The following is a 17,192-nucleotide window of genomic DNA, read 5'->3' as shown; positions in this document are numbered from 1 at the left end:
GGCGATCGCGCAGCGATCGGTGGGGGGAGCCTTTAGGGACGAAGCTTCAGAATCTGGCCATCGGCCGATCACTCCCCCCACCGTCGGCTTCGCCGACACCGCCCCCACAGGGGGAGGACCTTTTCGCAGGGGGCTCGCAATTTCCGCCGAACCGCCTATCTAGCCTCCCCATGACCGACATCGCCGCCCAAACCGCCTTCGGGGACGCTCCCGACGACCTCGTTTCCGCCTTCCAGATCGAAGGCCTGCCCGTGCGCGGCCGGGCCGTGCGCCTGGGCGCGGCGGTCGACGAGGTGCTGACCCGCCACGACTATCCCGAGCCGGTCGCCAACCTGCTGGGCGAGGCCTGCGCCCTGGCCGCTCTGGTCGGCTCGAGCCTGAAGTTCGAGGGCCGGCTGATCGTCCAGGCCCAGGGCGACGGCCCGGTGCGCTACGTCGTGGTCGACTACGACACCACCGGCGCCCTGCGCGGCTATTGCCGGTTCGATCCGCAAGAGGTGGCGGCCGCCTCGGAAGGCTTCGCGCGCCCAGGGGCCCGCACCCTGCTGGGCGGCGGCACCTTCGTGATGACCGTCGACCAGGGCCCCGACATGGACCGCTACCAGGGCATCACCCCGATCGAGGGCGAGACCCTGGCCCTGTGCGCCGAGCAGTACTTCGCCCAGTCCGAGCAGACCCCGACCCGGGTCCGTCTGGCCGTCGGCCAGGCCGACAGCGGCGAGGGGCTGAAGTGGCGGGCCGGCGGCATCCTGATCCAGGCCATCGCCGGCGACGAGAGCCGCGGCGAGACGAAGGAGGCCTGGACCCACGTCCAGGCCCTGTTCGAGACCACCGGCGAGGAGGAGCTGATCGACCCCACCGTGCCGACCACCACCCTGCTGTGGCGCCTGTTCAACGAGGACGGCGTGCGCCTGCTGGAGGAAAAGCCGCTGCGCGCCTTCTGCCGCTGCTCGGAAGACCGCATCGGCGCGGTGCTGGGCTCGTTCACGGCCGAGGAAGTGGCCGAGATGATCGAGCCCGACGGCAAGATCCATGTGACCTGCGAATACTGCTCGCGGGTCTACGCGCTGGAGCCGACGGGGGCGGCGAGCTGAAGGCGCGAAAACAAGGCTTAGGCGGGGCACGTCATCGGCCGCTTCCGCGCCATGGTGCCTTCAGGGCACCGCCGAACGCCTCGATAGCATCTGTCCCTGTCGAAGCGACTTTGCTCATCTAAGGCTCGGTCGAGCTTGTCCCGCGTCTGGGACGCAGAGGGAGCGTTGACGATGGCGCGTGCGGGGATGGGATTTGCGTCCCGAGCGGCGACGGCTGGTCTTCTGGCCCTGGCCATCGCTGGCGGGGCGCAGGCCCGGGCCGACCAGGACGCCCTCAAGCCGGTTCTCAACGCCGGCGACAAGACGCTGAACTTCGACTGGCCGATGATCCGCGTCGGCACGGGCGAATACACCGAGGGCCCCACTGGGGTCACGGTGTTCACCTTCGGTCGCAAGGTGTTGGGAGCGGTCGACGTGCGCGGCGGCGGACCGGGTACGGTCAACGCCGACTATCTGCGCCTGGGCTACAACTATCCGGAACTGGACGCGGTCGTGTTCGCGGGCGGCTCCTGGTACGGCCTGGAGGCCGCCACGGCGGTCGAGACGGCGTTGAAGGACGACGGGGTCCGCGACGGCGACGCCTTCACCGAGGAGCCGAACATCGCCCTGACGGTGGGCTCGATCATCTACGACTTCGGCCCGCGGCGTCTCAACGAGATCTATCCCGACAAGCGCCTGGCCCAGGCGGCCTATCGCGCCGCGCGGCCGGGGGTCTTTCCGCAAGGCGCGGAGGGCGCCGGACGCTTCGCCAAGACGGGCGGCATGTTCGGCTGCAACGCCTATTCGGGGCAGGGCGGGGCCTACAGGCAGATCGGCGACATCAAGGTCGCCGCCTTCACGGTGGTCAACGCCCTGGGCGTGGTGACCGACCGCCAGGGCCGGGTGGTCTCGTGCTATTCGGGCGCGTCGTGGCCGAAGCTCGGGACCCTGAGGTCGGCCGACCTGATGCAGGCCTTCCCCGACAGCTACAAAGAGGCCTGGGCGGGTCCCGAAGGCCAGGCCTCGCGCAAGAACACCACCATCAGCCTGATCGTCGTGAACCAGAAGATGGATCCGGCCGAGCTGCAGCGTCTGGCGGCCCAGGTCCACACCTCGATGGCCCGCGCCCTGCAGCCCTTCGCCACCATGGCCGACGGCGACGTGCTCTACGCCGTCTCGACGGCGGAATATGACGGCTCGGCCAAGATGAACAGCCCGTCGCTGGGCGTCGCGGCGTCCGAGGTGATGTGGGATGCGATCCTCAACTCCCAGCCCGTCCAGCCAGTGGCTCCGAAGATCGACGCCAAGGCCATGCCCAAGGCCGGGGTGCTGGCGGGTCTGGCGGGCGATTACGTCTTCAGTTCGCGCGTGACGGTGAAGGTCTTGGCCGAGGGGGGCAAGCTGACGGCCCAGGCCACCGGCGCGCAGGACGCCTACGCCATCGGCCGCAAGGCGGCGGTGGAGCTGCAACCGGTCTCGGCCAACGTCTTCACCGTACCGGGCCGCTATCCGCTGACCCTCGACTTCTCGACGCCGGGCAGGCTGGTCTTCAACCCCGGCCACTGGCGGCAGGTCGGCGTCCGCCGCTGACCTGACGCCGCTCCACGACAACGACCATACGAACGCGCCGGCGGGAACTCGCCAGCGCGCAGGAGATCCCATGTCCGCGACGGCCCCCTTCGACTGGAGCGATCCGCTCGCCCTCGACGCCCAACTGAACGACGACGAGCGGATGATCCGCGACCAGGCCAAGTGCTTCGCCGAGGCCGAACTGGCGCCGGGCGTCGTGCTGGCCGCGCGCGAGGGGCGGTTCGACCGCGCGATCATGCGGGGCTTCGGCGAGATGGGCCTGCGGATCGATGTCCCGCACGCCTCGCTCGGGACCACGCCGGGTGTCGCCTCGCCGCTGCGGCTGTCGGCGACGCCGCCGGTCTGCGAGCGCGGACCGCCGGTGCTGGGCCAGGACACGGGCGCGGTGCTAGGCGAAGTCCTGGGGCTGGACCCGGGGGAAATCGAGGCGTTGTTCGTCGACGGAGTCGTCGCCGGCGCGCGCTGAGGTCTTCGGCGGCACGGTGCGCGAAAACCACCACCATCGTCGCTGTTGGCACCTGCGGGGGGCTGGACGGTGACATACGATCACCAAGGGTCGAGCGAAGGGGAGCGTCGTGAGGGCAGCCAAGGACGAGTTTGTCTGGGGGACCTCCGACCGCGGGGATCCGGCGGCCCTGGCCTCGGTCCGTGATCTCTATGCCGGGACGTTGTTCCCGGACGAGCAGATCGAGACGTGCCGCAACAGCGAGCGGCTGTTCCCGACCCGAACCGTGCGCCGGGGCGATCGCCCGGTCTCGCGCCTGCCGGTCCGCCAAGAGCCCTTCCCCGACCTGAGCTTCGAGTCGGTCGGCAAGAGCTGCGACCTCTACGACTACGTCTCGCGCAATCGCACCGCATCGCTGCTGATCCTCAAGGATGGTCAGATCGCCTTCGAGCGCCACCAGTTCGGCAACACGCCTCGGACGCGCTGGATGTCGATGTCGATGGCCAAGTCGTTCAGCGCCACCCTGGTGGGCGCGGCGATCCAGGACGGGCTGATCGGCGGGCTCGAGGACCTGCTGACCGACTATCTCCCGGAGTTGAGGGGAACCAGCTACGAGGGCGTCAGCGTCCGGGCCCTGCTGCAGATGAGCTCGGGCGTCTTCTGGACCGAGGACCAGACCGATCCCAACTCGACCCGCCGGGCGATGCTGGAGCTGCAGATCGGCCAACAGCCGGGAACGATCCTGGACTATATGGGCCGCCTGCCGCGCGTGCATCCGCCAGGCCAGGTCTTCACCTACAGCACCGGCGAGACCCACGTGGTCGGGGCGCTGCTCCGCGCCGCCGTCGGCAAGTCGTTGGCCCAATACCTGTCCGAGAAATTCTGGTCGCGCCTGGGCATGGAGCAGGACGCCGAATGGTGGCTGGAATCGCCGGACGGGCTGGAAGTGGCCGGCAGCGGCTTGACCGCCACCCTGCGCGACTACGCCCGCTTCGGCCTCTTCGTGCTGGCTGGCGGGGTGATTGACGGCGAGCGGATCCTGCCCGAGGGCTGGGTGAAGGAAGCGACCTCGCCGCGCGTGCTGGGTGGCCAGCCGGTCAACTACGGCTTCATGTGGTGGCCGCAGCCCTCGCGGGCCGGCACGTTCGAGGACGGGGCGTTCCGGGCCGGCGGCATCTTCGGCCAGTACCTCTACGTCAATCCGGCCCACCGCGTGGTGATCGCCGTGTGGAGCGCGCGGTCCAAGCCGCTGGGCGCCGACGCCATTCCGGACATCGACTTCTTCAACGCCGTCGTCGAGGCGCTGAAATGAGCCGCCCGTCCTCCGACACCGTCCTGGGCCACCCCAAGGGCCTGGCCTTCATCGTCTTCACCGAGGCGTGGGAGCGGTTCTCGTTCTACGGCATGCAGGCGCTGCTGGTGCTCTACATGACCGGCAAGCTGCTGCATCCGGGCACGATCGAGGGCGTGGTCGGCTTCGCGGGCTTCCGCGCCGTGCTGGAGGGCGTGTTCGGACATCTCAGCACGCAGGCCCTGGCGACCCAGATCTTCGGGCTCTATGGCGGGCTGATCTACCTGTCGCCGGTGCTGGGCGGCCTGGTCGGCGACCGGCTGCTGGGCCGGGGCAGGGCGGTGATCCTGGGCGCGATCGTCATGGCGGTCGGCCATTTCCTGATGGCCTTCGAGACGGCGTTCCTGCTGGCCCTGACCGCCCTGATCGTCGGCTGCGGCCTGTTGAAGGGCAACCTGGCCGCCCAGGTCGGCGACCTCTACGCCAAGGATGACTCCCGTCGCGACCGGGCGTTCTCGATCTACTATCTGGGCATCAATGTCGGCGCCTTCGTCGCGCCGCTCGTCTGCGGCACCCTGGGCGAGCTCTATGGCTGGCACTACGGCTTCAGCGCCGCCGGCGTCGGCATGGTGGTGGGACTCTTCGTCTACCTGGCCGGCCGCCGTCATCTGCCGGCGGACGTCATCGCCCGCGGCGACGATCCGGACGCCCGCCTGACCCGGGACGACATCCCGGTCCTGGCGGGCCTGGCGGTGGTGTTGCTGACGGCGACCCTGTTCTGGACGGCCCAGTCTCAGGTCTGGAACACCTATCCCTTGTGGGTGCGCGATCATCTGGACCGCCACGTCCTGTTCGGCCTGGTCATCCCGGTCACCTGGTTCCAGTCGATCGACACCTTCGCGGTGCTGGCGATCGCGCCTCTGTCGCTGTGGCTGTGGCGCCGACAGGCCGCGCGCGGGACCGAGCCCGGCGATCTTCAGAAGATGGCCACCGGCTGCGCGGTGTTCGCCCTGGCCTGCGTCTGGCTGGGCCTGGCCGAGGCGACCTCGGGCGGACGTCCCGTGGCGGCGCTCTGGGCCGTGGCGTTCCACTTCACCTGCGCGGTCGGCTACCTCCATGTCGCCCCCATCGGCCTGGCCCTGTTCTCGCGCGCTGGCCCGCCGGCCGTGAACGGCATGATGATCGGCGTCTACTACCTGTCGCTGTTCGCCGGATCGGTGGCCAGCGGCTGGCTGGGCCGCTTCTACGAGACCCTGACCCGCTCGCAGTTCTGGCTGATGCACGCCGCCGTCGTCGGGGCCGGGGCGGTGATCCTCTTGCTGCTCAAGCGTCCGCTGACCCGAGCCCTGCGCCTGGCGCCGCGCTGAGCCCAACCCAGTCCGGGAGTAATCCGATGCCCCTTCGCAACCACGACCTGGCCGCGCTGCGCCGCCTGGACGTCGCCCACCACCTGCCGGCCCAGCAGGACTACAAGGCGCAACTGGAGGCCGGGGGCAGCCGCATCATCGTCCGGGCCGAGGGCTGCGAGATCTTCGACGCCGAGGGCGCGGGTCTGCTGGACGCCATGGCGGGCCTGTGGTGCGTGCAGGTGGGCTACGGCCGCCAGGAACTGGTCGACGCAGCCGCCGAGCAGATGCGCGCGTTGCCGTTCTACAACACCTTCTTCAAGACCGCCGCGCCGCCGACCGTGCTGCTGGCCGCCAAGCTGGCCGAGCTGATCGGCGGCGACCTGCAGCACGTGTTCTTCAACAATTCGGGCTCCGAGGCGATCGACACCGTCGTCCGCATGGTCCGCTACTACTGGCAAGTGAAGGGGCAGCCCGAGCGCACCGTGCTGATCGCGCGGACCAACGCCTATCATGGCTCGACCATCGCCGGCGTCAGCCTGGGCGGCATGGCGGCGATGCACAAGCAGGGCGGGCCCTGGCTACCGGACATCGAACACGTCCTGCAACCCTACAGCTTCAACGAGGGCTTCGGCGAGGATCCGCGGACCTTCGCCGATCGGGCCGTAGCCGCCGTCGAGGAACGGATCCTGGCGGTCGGCCCGGAAAGGGTGGCCGCCTTCATCGGCGAGCCGGTTCAGGGCGCGGGCGGGGTGATCATCCCGCCGGCCGACTACTGGCCGCGCATCGAGGCCCTGTGCCGCAAGTACGGCGTCCTGCTGGTCTGCGACGAGGTGATCTGCGGCTTCGGGCGGCTGGGGACCTGGTTCGGCCACCAGCACTATGGGGTGAAGCCCGACCTGATCTCGATGGCCAAGGGTCTGTCCTCGGGCTACCTGCCGATCAGCGCCGTGGCGGTGGCCAGCCATGTCGTCGAGACGTTCCGCGAGGCGGGCGGGCCGTTCGTCCATGGCTACACCTATTCGGGCCATCCGACGGCGGCGGCCGTGGCGCTGAAGAACCTGGAGATCATGGAGCGCGAGAAGCTGGTCGAGCGTACCGCCGGCGAAACCGGGCCGAGGCTCGCCGCCGCCCTGGCCACCCTGGCCGACCATCCGCTGGTGGGAGAGGCGCGGTCGATCGGCCTGCTCGGCGCGGTCGAGATCGTCGCCGAGAAGGGGACCAACGCCCGCTTCGGCGGCAAGGAGGGGACCGCCGGGCCGATGGTCCGGGATCTCTGCATCGAGCGCGGCCTGATGGTGCGCGCCGTGCGCGACACGATCGTCATGAGCCCGCCGCTGGTCATCTCGCCCGAGCAGATCGACCGCATCGTCGCCATCCTGAGGGAGGCCCTCGACGCCGCTGAGCCGAAGCTGCGCGCCGGCTGACCCTTCCCGTAATCCCAAAACTCTCGGAGCCTCGGCCCGGACGCTCGTCGTCCGGGCCTTTCTTTTGGGCGCCGGCGGTCAGGCGGCGGGCGCCGGGGCTTGGCGCGAGCGCTGCTCGAAGCCCTGAAGCCAAGCGCCGCCGGGCTTGTGGATAACTGGTGCTCGGCAAGCACCACTCGCCGCCCTTTTGGCATCTGGCCGCCACGGGTCGCCGACCGATGATCGGTCATCGATTTTTCGCAAATCCGCCATCCGGTCGGAAACGGCGGCGGAAAGCGGGGCCAACCGCTAAGAAGGGGGAGTGCGCATGTTGACCAAGACTCGTCGTTTGAAGACCACCCTGATGCTCGCCGTGGCCGTCGCGCTGATGGCTCTGTTGGTGGCGCCGGCCCTGGCCCAGAACGATCCCGCCGTCCTGGAAGAAGTGATCGTCAGCGCCAATCGCCGCGACCAGGCCCTGACCAAGGTGCCGGCCTCGGTGGCGGTGTTCACCCGGGAGAAGCTGGACGCCCAGGGCGTGAAGTCGATCGACGACATCGCCGTGCTGACCCCGGGCCTGAACTTTACCCGCGGCAGCCAGTTCACCGGCTCCAACACCCAGATCTCGATCCGCGGCATCGCCTCGACCGTCGGCGCGGCCACCACCGGCATCTATATCGACGACGTGCCGATCCAGGCCCGCTCGGTCGGATTCTCGACCTCGAACACCTATCCCAAGGTCTTCGACCTGCAGCGCGTCGAGGTGCTGCGCGGGCCCCAGGGCACGCTGTTCGGCGCGGGTTCGGAGGGCGGCGCGGTGCGCTTCATCACGCCCCAGCCCAGCCTGTCGGGCTACAGCGCCTATGGTCGTTCGGAGCTGTCGTTCACCGACGGCGGCGAGGCCAACGCCGAGGCCGGCTTCGCCCTGGGCGGCGCGGTGGTCGAGGACAGGCTGGGCTTCCGGGGCAGCGCCTTCTACCGCCGCGACGGCGGCTGGATCGACCGGGCCGACCCGCTGACCGGCAAGGTCACGGAGGAGAACGCCAACGACCAGGAAACCACGGCCTTCAAGGCGGCCTTCACCTGGGCCCCGAACGCCCGGTTCCAGGCGACGCCGCAGATCTACTACCAGAAGGTCGAGACCGGAGACACGGGCGCCTATTGGGAGAGCCTGTCCAGGCCGGCGGACGGCGACTTCAAGAGCGGCGGCGCCCAGGCCCAGCCGACCAAGGACCGGTTCGTGCTGCCCTCGCTGAACCTGCGCTACGACTTCGGCCCGGCGCAGATGATCGCCACCACGGCCTATTTCGATCGCAAGGCGACCGAGCACCGCGACTACACCAACTTCGACATCGGCCTGCTGCTGCCGACGTCGCCCTATCCGTTCCTGCCGGGACAGGTGGCGACCGGCTACATGGGCGACCGCCAGAAGATATTCACCCAGGAGGTCCGTCTGGAATCGCACCAGCCCGACGCCCGGCTGAACTGGGTGATCGGCGGCTTCTTCAGCGACGATCGCCAGACGGCGACCCAGAAGAACCAGGACGCCTTCTACGAGCCGATGTTGATCAGCCTGTATGGTCTCAGCTTCGCCGACCTGGGCGCGGCCTATCTGCCGGGCGACCTGGTTTATGACAGCCTGACCAAGAGCAAGACCCGCCAGGTCGCCGGCTTCGGCCAGGCCGACTTCAAGGTCACCGACCGCCTGACCGCCACGGCCGGCCTGCGGGTGGCCGAGACCAAGGTCGACCACCAACAGACCGCGTCGGGCTTCTGGGCCGACGCCGGCGGCATCGACAGCACCGGGACCAAGACCGAGACCTCGGTGACGCCCAAGGTCGGCCTGTCGTTCCAGGCCGACCCGGCCACCTTGCTCTACGCTTCGGCGGCCAAGGGTTTCCGGCCGGGCGGCGCGCAGACCGCCGTGCCGCGGGGCCTGTGCGGCGCGGATCTGACCTCGCTGGGCCTGTCCGACTCGCCGGCCACCTACGAGTCCGACAGCGTCTGGTCCTACGAGGCTGGCGTGAAGAAGGGTTTCGGTGGCGGCCGCATCCAGACCGAGGCCAATGTCTATCTAATCGACTGGAACAACATCCAGCGCTGGGTGGACCTGCCCAGCTGCGGCTCGGGTTTCATCCGTAACGCGGGTTCGGTGACCAGCAAGGGCTTCGACTTCGCCGTCCAGGGCAAGATCACCTCGAACCTGACCCTGGGCGTGACGCTGGGCTACACCCACGCCGAGTTCAACGAGACGATCGGCGTGGGAACGACCGCCCTGATGGTCGAGAAGGGCGACTCCGCCCTCGACGGACCGGGCTTCACCTACACGATCTCTGGCCAGTACGACTTCACCGTCCTGGGCGGACGCCGCGCCTATGTCCGCGCCGACCATTCGCACGCCGGGGCGGAGAAGGACCCGAACCTGGCCGTGTTCGGGGTCAATCCACAGGACACGCCGGCGCCGGCCACCGATCTGGTCGACGTCCGCGCCGGGCTGAAGATCGCCGACGTCGAGGTCTCGCTGTTCGCCAAGAACCTGACGAACGAGCACGCGGGTCTGAGCCGGCTGCAGCTTTTCTCGGGTTCGCCGCTGATCACCAATTCGACCTTCCGTTCACGCACGATCGGCGTGACGCTGAACTATCGCTACTGACGCACAGCGAACGGCGAGGGGCTGTGGCGCCTCGCCGTCCGCGCGGCTTGCGCCGACGCTGAATCCGGCGACAAAGGGAAACCGGCGGGGGCGTTGGTGCGAGCGGAGCCTAGAGACATGACCCACGACAAGGACGGATCCTTCGAGGAGCCCTTGTCGTCGTTTCCCGCGCGTCGGGCTCTGCCGCCGTTCGCGGCCCTGCGGGCGTTCGACGCGGTGGCGCGGCTGGGCGGGGTGCGCAAGGCGGCCGAGGCGCTGGACCTGGACCACGCCGTGATCAGCCGTCACCTGCGGGCCATCGAGACCTGGACCGGCGCGACCCTGATCGAGCGGACGCGGACGGGCGTGACGCTCTCGCAAGAGGGGCTGCGCTATCATCGCAAGATCGCCGCCGCGATCGACGCCATCGCCGCGGCGACCCTCGACCTGATGAAGCAGGGCGACAACAGCCGGCTGCAGATCTGGTGCATTCCGGGTTTCGCCTTTCTGTGGCTGATGGGCCGCCTCGGGGCGTTTCAGGGCGCCAATCCGGGGCTGGAGGTCGAACTGAGGCCGACCGACTCCGGGCCGGACTTCGGTCGCCACGAGGCCGACATCGACATCCGGTACGCACCGACCTACGGCCCGCGGCTGGCGCTGGCCCCCAATGTGCGGACCGTGCAGATCGACACCCCCGCCGTGATCCCGCTGGCCAGTCCGGAATACCTCGCGCGCGCGCCCAAGATACGGCGCGTGGAGGATTTCCTCGACCACCCCCTGATCCACGAGGAGAGCTTCGAAAACTGGCGCGCCTGGCTGATCGGTCACGGCTTGACCGACGTCGCCGAGGTGGCGGGGCAGCGCTTCTGGCAGGCGCACCTGACCGTCGACGCTGCCCGGCGCGGGACCGGAATCGTGCTGGCCAACCACTTCCTGGCGCGCGACGACCTGGCCAGCGGCCGGCTCGTCGAAGTCACCGGCCAGGACGGTCCGTTCGAGCGCCTGACCTTGGGTTCGTACCTGCTGGCGGCGCGCGCCGACCGTTGGAACGCCCCTCCGGTCGCCCGCTTCCGCCATTGGATGCTGGGGCTGGTGGCCGGCGAACTGTCGGCGGGCTGACCGCGCTCTGGTGACATGCGCGCACCGGGGAGGACCCGGTTGGCGGCTCCCAGCTCTGGGGCGCGGCTGCGAGGTTCGGGGTCCAGAATGGACCGCCGGGGACCTCATGAGCCTGAACGCCGATCTTCAGTCGCGCCGCATCGCCGCCGTGCCGCGGGGGGTGGCCAACGCCACGGCCGTCTTCGCCGCGCGCGCGGCCAACGCCGAGATCTGGGACGTGGAAGGCCGCCGCTTCATTGATTTCGCGGCGGGGATCGCCGTGCTCAATGTCGGCCACCGCCACCCGAAGGTCATGGCCGCCGTCCAGGCGCAGCTGGAGGCCTTCACCCACACCGCCTTCCAGGTGCTGCCTTACGAGCCCTATGTGGCCCTGGCCGAGCGGCTGAACGCCCTGGCCCCGGTCGAGGGCGAGGCCCAGACCATCTTCTTCACCACCGGCGGCGAGGCCGTCGAGAACGCGGTGAAGATCGCTCGCCGCGCCACCAGCCGCTCGGCGGTCATCGCCTTTTCGGGCGCCTTCCATGGCCGCTCGCTGCTGGCCATGGCCCTGACCGGCAAGACCGCGCCCTACAAGACCGGTTTCGGCCCCATGCCGCCCGAGGTCTATCACGCGCCGTTCCCGGGCCCGGTCTCCGGCCTGTCGGTCGAGGATAGCCTGAAGGCGCTGGACCGGCTGTTCTATGCCGACGTCGAGCCGGCCCGCGTGGCGGCGATCATCGTCGAGCCGGTGCAGGGCGAGGGCGGTTTCCACGTCGCGCCGCCGGCGTTTCTGCGCGGCCTGCGCCAAGTCTGCGACGCCCACGGGATCCTGCTGGTCGCCGACGAGATCCAGACCGGGTTCTCGCGCACCGGCCGCACCTTCGCGGTCGAGCATTCGGGTGTGAAGCCCGACCTGCTGACCGTCGCCAAGGCCCTGGGCGGCGGTTTCCCGCTGGCCGGGGTGATCGGCCGCAAGGCGGTGATGGACGCCGTCGATCCGGGCGGCCTGGGCACGACCTACGGCGGCTCGCCCCTGGCCTGCGCCGCGGCCCTGGCCGTGCTGGACATCGCCGAGGAGGAGAGGCTGAACGACAAGGCCGTGGCCCAGGGCCGGCAGCTGTCGCGGCGCATCGACGCCTTCGCCGCGCGCAACGACCTGGCGCCGATCTCGCCGGCGCGGGGACTGGGCGCGATGATCGCCTTCGACGTGCTGGACGGGCTGGGCGGCGGCCCCGACGGCGCGCGCGCCAAGAGGATCGCCGCGCGCGCCCTGGCGCTGGGTCTGGTCATCCTGACTTGCGGCTCGCACGGCCAGACCGTGCGGATCCTGGCGCCGCTGACCGCCGCGCCGGCGCTGATCGACGAAGGCCTGGACCTTCTGGAGCTCGCCCTGGCGGGGGAAGCCTGATGGCCAGGCGCGAGAACGGCCGCCCGCCGGCCCTGGCGCGTCCGACCCTGTGGCGCGAGGCCGCCCTGGTCGGCGGCGTCTGGACGCGGGGCGACACCAGCCTGGCCGTCACCGACCCGGCCTCGGGCCAGGTGCTGGGTCACGTCCCCAACCTGCCGGCGCGGGTCGTGCTCCACGCCGTCGAAGCGGCCCATCGCGCCTTGCCAGCATGGCGGGCCCAGACCGCCAAGGCGCGCGGGGCGCTGCTGCGGCGCTGGTCCGAGCTGATCCTGGCAAATCAGGAGGATCTGGCCCGCATCGTCTCCAGCGAGCAGGGCAAGCCGTTGGCCGAGGCCGTCTCCGAAGTGCGTTCGGCCGCCGCCTATGCCGAATGGTTCGCCGAGGAGGCGCGCCGCGCCTACGGCGACGTGATCCCCGGCCATCTGGCCGACAAGCGGCTGCAGGTGATCAAGACGCCGGTCGGCGTGGTCGGGGCGATCACGCCCTGGAACTTCCCGTCCTCCATGGTGACCCGCAAGCTGGCGCCCGCCCTGGCCGCCGGTTGCACGGTGGTGCTGAAGCCTTCGGAGCTGACGCCGTTCTCGGCCCTGGCCCTGGCGGCCCTGGCCGAGGAAGCGGGGGCGCCGACCGGGGTGATCAACGTCGTCACCGGCGACGCCGCGCCGATCGGAGACGTGCTGGTCGAGGATCCGCGCGTGCGCAAGCTGACCTTCACCGGCTCGACCGCCGTCGGCCGCCAGCTGGCCGGCCGGTCCCTGGCCAATCTCAAGCGCGTGTCGCTGGAACTGGGCGGCAACGCGCCCTTCATTGTCTTCGAGGACGCCGACGTCGAGGCGGCGGTCGAGGGCGCGATGATCGCCAAGTTCCGCAACGCCGGCCAGACCTGCATCTGCGCGAACCGTTTCCTGGTGCACGAGGCCGTCTACGACGCCTTCGCCCGGCGCCTGGCCGAGCGGGCCCAGGGGCTGGTCCTAGGCGGGGGGCTGGAGCCGGACACGACACAGGGGCCGTTGATCAACGCCGCGGCCATCGACAAGGCCCGCCGCCACGTCCGCGACGCCCTCGAGCGCGGCGCGCGACTGTTGACCGGCGGCGAGGCGATCGGCGGGACCCATTTCCAGCCCACCGTCCTGACCGAGGCGCCGCCCGACGCCTTACTATGCCGCGAGGAAACCTTCGGTCCGGTGGCCGGCCTGATCCGCTTCTCCGGCGAGCGCGAGGCGATGGAGATGGCCAACGACTCCGCCGCGGGGCTGGCGGCCTATGTCTACACCCGTGACCTGGCGCGCTCGCACCGGCTCGCCGAGGCTCTGGAATACGGCATGATCGGTTTCAACACCGGGGCGATGACCACCGAGGCCGCGCCGTTCGGCGGGATCAAGGAGTCCGGTCAGGGGCGCGAGGGCTCGCGCTACGGGCTGGACGACTATCTGGACGTCAAGACGATCTGCATCGACGTGCCGGCGCTGTAGGAGGCGGAATGACCGAGGCGTCCATGTTCGTGCCGCCGCTCTATCGGGCCGAAGATCCGGCCGGGATCGTCGAGGCTCATCCGTTCGCCCTGCTGGTGACGGGGGAGGGAGGCGATCTCCATGCCACGGCCACGCCGATCTTCTTCGAGCGGGAGGGCGAGCATGCGTTCCTGGTCGGCCACATGGCCCGCCGCAACGCGCACGCCCAGTCCCTGGCGGCGGGCCAGTCGGCCCTGGCGGTATTCTGGGGGCCGCACGCCTACATTTCCTCGCGCTGGTATGCGGCCAAACCGGAGGCGCCGACCTGGAACTACGTCCAAGCCCAGGCGCGCGGCGTGCTGGAGCCGATCGACGATCCCGCCCGGCAACGGGCGATCCTGACGCGCACCGCCGAGGTCCTGGAGCGCCGGGGCGAGCCGCCCTGGACCCTGGATCAGGCGCCGGACGGCCGGGTCGACCTCCTGCTGCCGATGATCCGCTCGTTCCGCATCCAGGTGACGCGGCTGGAAGGGGCGACCAAGCTCAGCCAGGGACATCCGGCGCAGGATCGTCTGCGGGTGATCGCGGGGCTGCTGGCCGAGGACCGTGACGGCGGTCGCGACATCGCCCGGCTCATGGCGACGGGAACCTCTCAGGGCGCCGCTGAACCCTGACGCTTGACGGCTTGCAGGGGCGTGATCTCGATCGTCGAGACGATCGCCTCGCCCTGGCTTGGGTTGAACGCCAGCGTCAGGCCTTGATCGGCGGCGCTGGTCTCGAAGGTCCTGGTCAGGGCCTTGAGCGGACCGCCGGCTTCAGCGGCCACGTCCAGGTCCGGCAGGATCCGGGCGCCATTGGTCACGACGTCGAAGCGGCGCTCGCCGGCCGCAAGCTTGGGCTCGACGAAGGTCAGGCGCACGCTGTAGCGGCCGGGCGTCAGGGGTATGGCGTAGGTGAAGCGGCCCTGCCGGTAGCTGCTGGCCGCGTCGATCTCCTCGGTCCCGGTGATCGCCGCCCGGACCTCGGGGCGCCCGTAATCGGCGGGGGTGTTGGCCGACAAGGCCTGACCGCCCTTGAAGAAGGCGTCCGAGCCGAACTTGACCGTCTTGCCGGCCCCGACAAGAGACCCCGCGTCGATACGGATCGGCGCGTTCGCGTCGGTCGGACGGCGCCAGATGATGCGATCCTCGACCGTCTGGCCTTCGAACCGGGCGCGGGCGACCAGGACGTTCTCGCCCGGCTCCAGGCGGACGGCCGGCCAGACGCAGACCCGCTGCGGACAATCGGCGCGTTCGCCCAGCGATCGGCCGTTCAGCGTGAGCTCCGTGGCCGCGCCGTTCGAATAGACGCGCACGTCCGTGACCGGATAGGAGCGGTCCACGTAACGCCGGCCGTTGATGTGGACGGTCGGCGTCGTCGCCCAGTTGGCCTTGTAGAAGTACCAGGCGTCCTTGCGGATCTTGCGGTCGTAGGTGACCAGGCCCTTGGTGTTGATGTCGTCGGCGTCGCCCTCGTGGCGAATGGTGGTGGCGAAGTCGAAGGCGTTCCACAGCCAGGTTCCCCAGAGATAGGGCTTTTGCGACAGCGTCGCCCAGGCGGTCTCGTGGATGTGGCTCTCATATTCCTCAGGCTGCACGCGGCCTCGGGAGTCGATCGGCCCGCCCAGCACGTCGTCGGTGTGAATGGTGACCCCGCCGCCCGCGCCATACTCCGTGACGGACAGCGGCTGGCGCGGACGCTTGGCGTGCAGGGCGTCCAGGTGCGGACCAAGATCGTCGGGCGCGCCGAAGTACCAGCCGAAGTATCGGTTGGCGCCGCCTAGGTCGGCCGCCTCGGCGGTGGTCGGAACGTCGACGCCGGCGGCGAACACCCGGCCTTCGCAGCAGGTCGCCAGCGCCGTCGGGCGACTGGGATCTTCCTCGTGCGCCAGGGTGTTCAGCGCCTTCAGCAGCGGCATGGGATCGGGCGCGCCGTTCTTGTAGCCGGTCAGGAAGGCGGGGAACGAGTTGCCGAAGTCGACCTCATTGGCGATGCCCCAGGTCGCCACCGAGGCGTGGTTGGCGTTCTGGCGGATCAGCTCCTTGAGCTGCTGGCGCGCGTTTTCAACCAGGCCCGGGGTGGGCTCCAGCGCGCCGCCCGTCGTCCAGGCCGAGACCAGCGGGATCTCGTCCCACAGAACGAAGCCGTATTTGTCGGCCAGGTCGTGGATCACCTGGCCGTGCTGGTAGTGCGTCAGGCGAATGGTGTTGGCGCCCATCTCCCACAGGATCGCCATGTCTTCCTCGACGTCGGCCGCGTCGATCGCCCAGCCCTTGCCTTCGCGATCCTGGTGATAGCCCACGCCGTGCAGGCGGTAGGGCTTGCCGTTCAGCAGGAAGCCGCGCCCGGGATCGAAGCCCATCTGGCGCACGCCGAACGGCGTCGAGACGCGATCCAGCACCTTGCCGTCGGCGCCGACCAGGTCGGTCTCCAGCCTGTAGAGATAGGGATCGGCCGTGCCGTTCCACGGATGGGGATCGGCCAGCGACAGCGACAGGGCCGCCTCAGAGCCGCCCTTGGCGGGCAGGGCCACCGAAGCGCTGGCTTGGGCGGCCACGTGACCGGCCGCGTCATAGAGCCTGGTCTCCAGCCGGACCGGCCGGGCCTTGGCCAGGTCATTGCGGAGGCGGGCTCGGACCTGGATCCCGGCCTTGGCAGCGGCAAGGTCGGTGGTGGTCGCATAGACCCCGGGGCCGCCGAAATCGAGCATGTCGAAATGGACGGGGCTGGTCAGAACCAGGCTGACGGGACGGTAGAGGCCGCCGTGCACGAAGAAGTCGCCGGTCAAGGGCAGGTTGTCGGCGGTCGCCGAGCCGGGCGCGGGCTTGGTGTTGTCGGCGCGCACGACCAGCAGGTTCTGGCCATCGGCGCGCAGGGCGTCTGTGGCGTCGAGACGGAACCGCGAAAAGCCGCCCTGGTGCTCGCCCAAATAGACGCCGTTCAGCCAGACCTTGGCGTTGCGGCTGGCGGCGTCGAACTGGAGATAGGAGCGGCGGCCGTCCAGCTTGGGCGCGGTGAACGACAGGCGGTACCAGCCCACGCCCTGGGTCTTGTTGATCGTCTCGGGCCCGTTGAGCCGCTCGACGGGGCCGGGCAGGTAGAGACCGACGCGGTTCCAGGTATGGGGCACGGTCACGCGCGCCCAATCCTGGTCGTTGAAGGCGGGGCTCTCGACGCCGCTCAGACCATCGTCCTGACGAAAGCGCCAGTCCTGCGCCAGCGGGGTCTGGACCCGAACCGGGTCGGAGGCCGCCTCGGCGCGCGCGATCGCTGGGGCGACCAGGGGGGCGACCAGGATCGCCATCGTCGTGGCCAGCAACAATCGCTTCATCGGCATGCCTCCCGCTCGCCGCCTGAATTGCGACGTTAGGGCGAGCTTAGCGCCTCGAAACGAATCTGCCAGATCAATTTAC

At 69.8% G+C, this 17,192-nt stretch carries 12 protein-coding genes; 11 read left to right on the top strand and 1 reads right to left on the bottom strand.

The window, feature by feature from the left end; genetic code table 11:
• The first annotated feature begins 170 nt into the window (after window positions 1-170).
• The 11 genes from ACSQ2G_RS17630 (at window position 171) to ACSQ2G_RS17580 (ending at window position 14,414) form a co-directional block, all read left to right on the top strand.
• A complete protein-coding gene (locus tag ACSQ2G_RS17630) occupies window positions 171-1,094 on the top strand; it encodes an Hsp33 family molecular chaperone (protein WP_436033089.1) in 924 nt (307 codons plus the stop codon).
• Window positions 1,095-1,280: 186 nt separating this feature from the next.
• Entirely contained in the window at window positions 1,281-2,663 is a 1,383-nt protein-coding gene (locus ACSQ2G_RS17625; protein WP_436033087.1) for a P1 family peptidase, read from the top strand.
• A gap of 70 nt (window positions 2,664-2,733) precedes the next feature.
• Entirely contained in the window at window positions 2,734-3,129 is a 396-nt protein-coding gene (locus ACSQ2G_RS17620; protein WP_436033085.1) for an acyl-CoA dehydrogenase family protein, read from the top strand.
• Window positions 3,130-3,238: 109 nt separating this feature from the next.
• Entirely contained in the window at window positions 3,239-4,420 is a 1,182-nt protein-coding gene (locus tag ACSQ2G_RS17615; protein ID WP_436033083.1) for a serine hydrolase domain-containing protein, read from the top strand.
• On the top strand, window positions 4,417-5,766 hold the full coding sequence (locus tag ACSQ2G_RS17610) for a peptide MFS transporter (protein ID WP_436033081.1): 1,350 nt from the start codon (window positions 4,417-4,419) through the stop codon (window positions 5,764-5,766). The genes ACSQ2G_RS17615 and ACSQ2G_RS17610 overlap by 4 nt, the downstream gene beginning before the upstream one ends.
• 26 nt (window positions 5,767-5,792) lie before the next feature.
• Entirely contained in the window at window positions 5,793-7,172 is a 1,380-nt protein-coding gene (locus tag ACSQ2G_RS17605) for an aminotransferase (RefSeq protein ID WP_436033079.1), read from the top strand.
• Window positions 7,173-7,479: 307 nt separating this feature from the next.
• On the top strand, window positions 7,480-9,804 hold the full coding sequence (locus tag ACSQ2G_RS17600; RefSeq protein ID WP_436033077.1) for a TonB-dependent receptor: 2,325 nt from the start codon (window positions 7,480-7,482) through the stop codon (window positions 9,802-9,804).
• A 117-nt stretch (window positions 9,805-9,921) separates the two neighbouring features.
• Window positions 9,922-10,902, top strand: a complete 981-nt coding sequence (locus tag ACSQ2G_RS17595) for a LysR substrate-binding domain-containing protein (RefSeq protein ID WP_436033075.1) — start codon at window positions 9,922-9,924, stop codon at window positions 10,900-10,902.
• A gap of 106 nt (window positions 10,903-11,008) precedes the next feature.
• Window positions 11,009-12,289: a 4-aminobutyrate--2-oxoglutarate transaminase gene (gene gabT, locus ACSQ2G_RS17590; RefSeq protein ID WP_436033073.1), complete on the top strand. Its 1,281-nt coding sequence runs from the start codon at window positions 11,009-11,011 to the stop codon at window positions 12,287-12,289.
• Window positions 12,289-13,761 carry an NAD-dependent succinate-semialdehyde dehydrogenase gene (locus ACSQ2G_RS17585; protein ID WP_436033071.1) on the top strand — a complete coding sequence of 491 codons (1,473 nt, stop codon included), beginning with the start codon at window positions 12,289-12,291 and terminating at the stop codon, window positions 13,759-13,761. The genes gabT and ACSQ2G_RS17585 overlap by 1 nt, the downstream gene beginning before the upstream one ends.
• Before the next feature lie 8 nt (window positions 13,762-13,769).
• Window positions 13,770-14,414 carry an FMN-binding negative transcriptional regulator gene (locus tag ACSQ2G_RS17580; RefSeq protein WP_436033069.1) on the top strand — a complete coding sequence of 215 codons (645 nt, stop codon included), beginning with the start codon at window positions 13,770-13,772 and terminating at the stop codon, window positions 14,412-14,414.
• Here the strand turns inward: ACSQ2G_RS17580 and ACSQ2G_RS17575 are convergent.
• Window positions 14,393-17,110, bottom strand: a complete 2,718-nt coding sequence (locus ACSQ2G_RS17575) for a glycoside hydrolase family 2 TIM barrel-domain containing protein (RefSeq protein WP_436033067.1) — start codon at window positions 17,108-17,110, stop codon at window positions 14,393-14,395. The genes ACSQ2G_RS17580 and ACSQ2G_RS17575 overlap by 22 nt on opposite strands.
• Window positions 17,111-17,192: the final 82 nt, after the last annotated feature.

The organism is Caulobacter sp. LjRoot300, from assembly GCF_964253875.1.
Taxonomy (GTDB): Bacteria; Pseudomonadota; Alphaproteobacteria; order Caulobacterales; family Caulobacteraceae; genus Caulobacter.
Note: the sequence above shows the minus strand (reverse complement) of the source record. Positions and strands in the feature narration are given on the sequence as shown.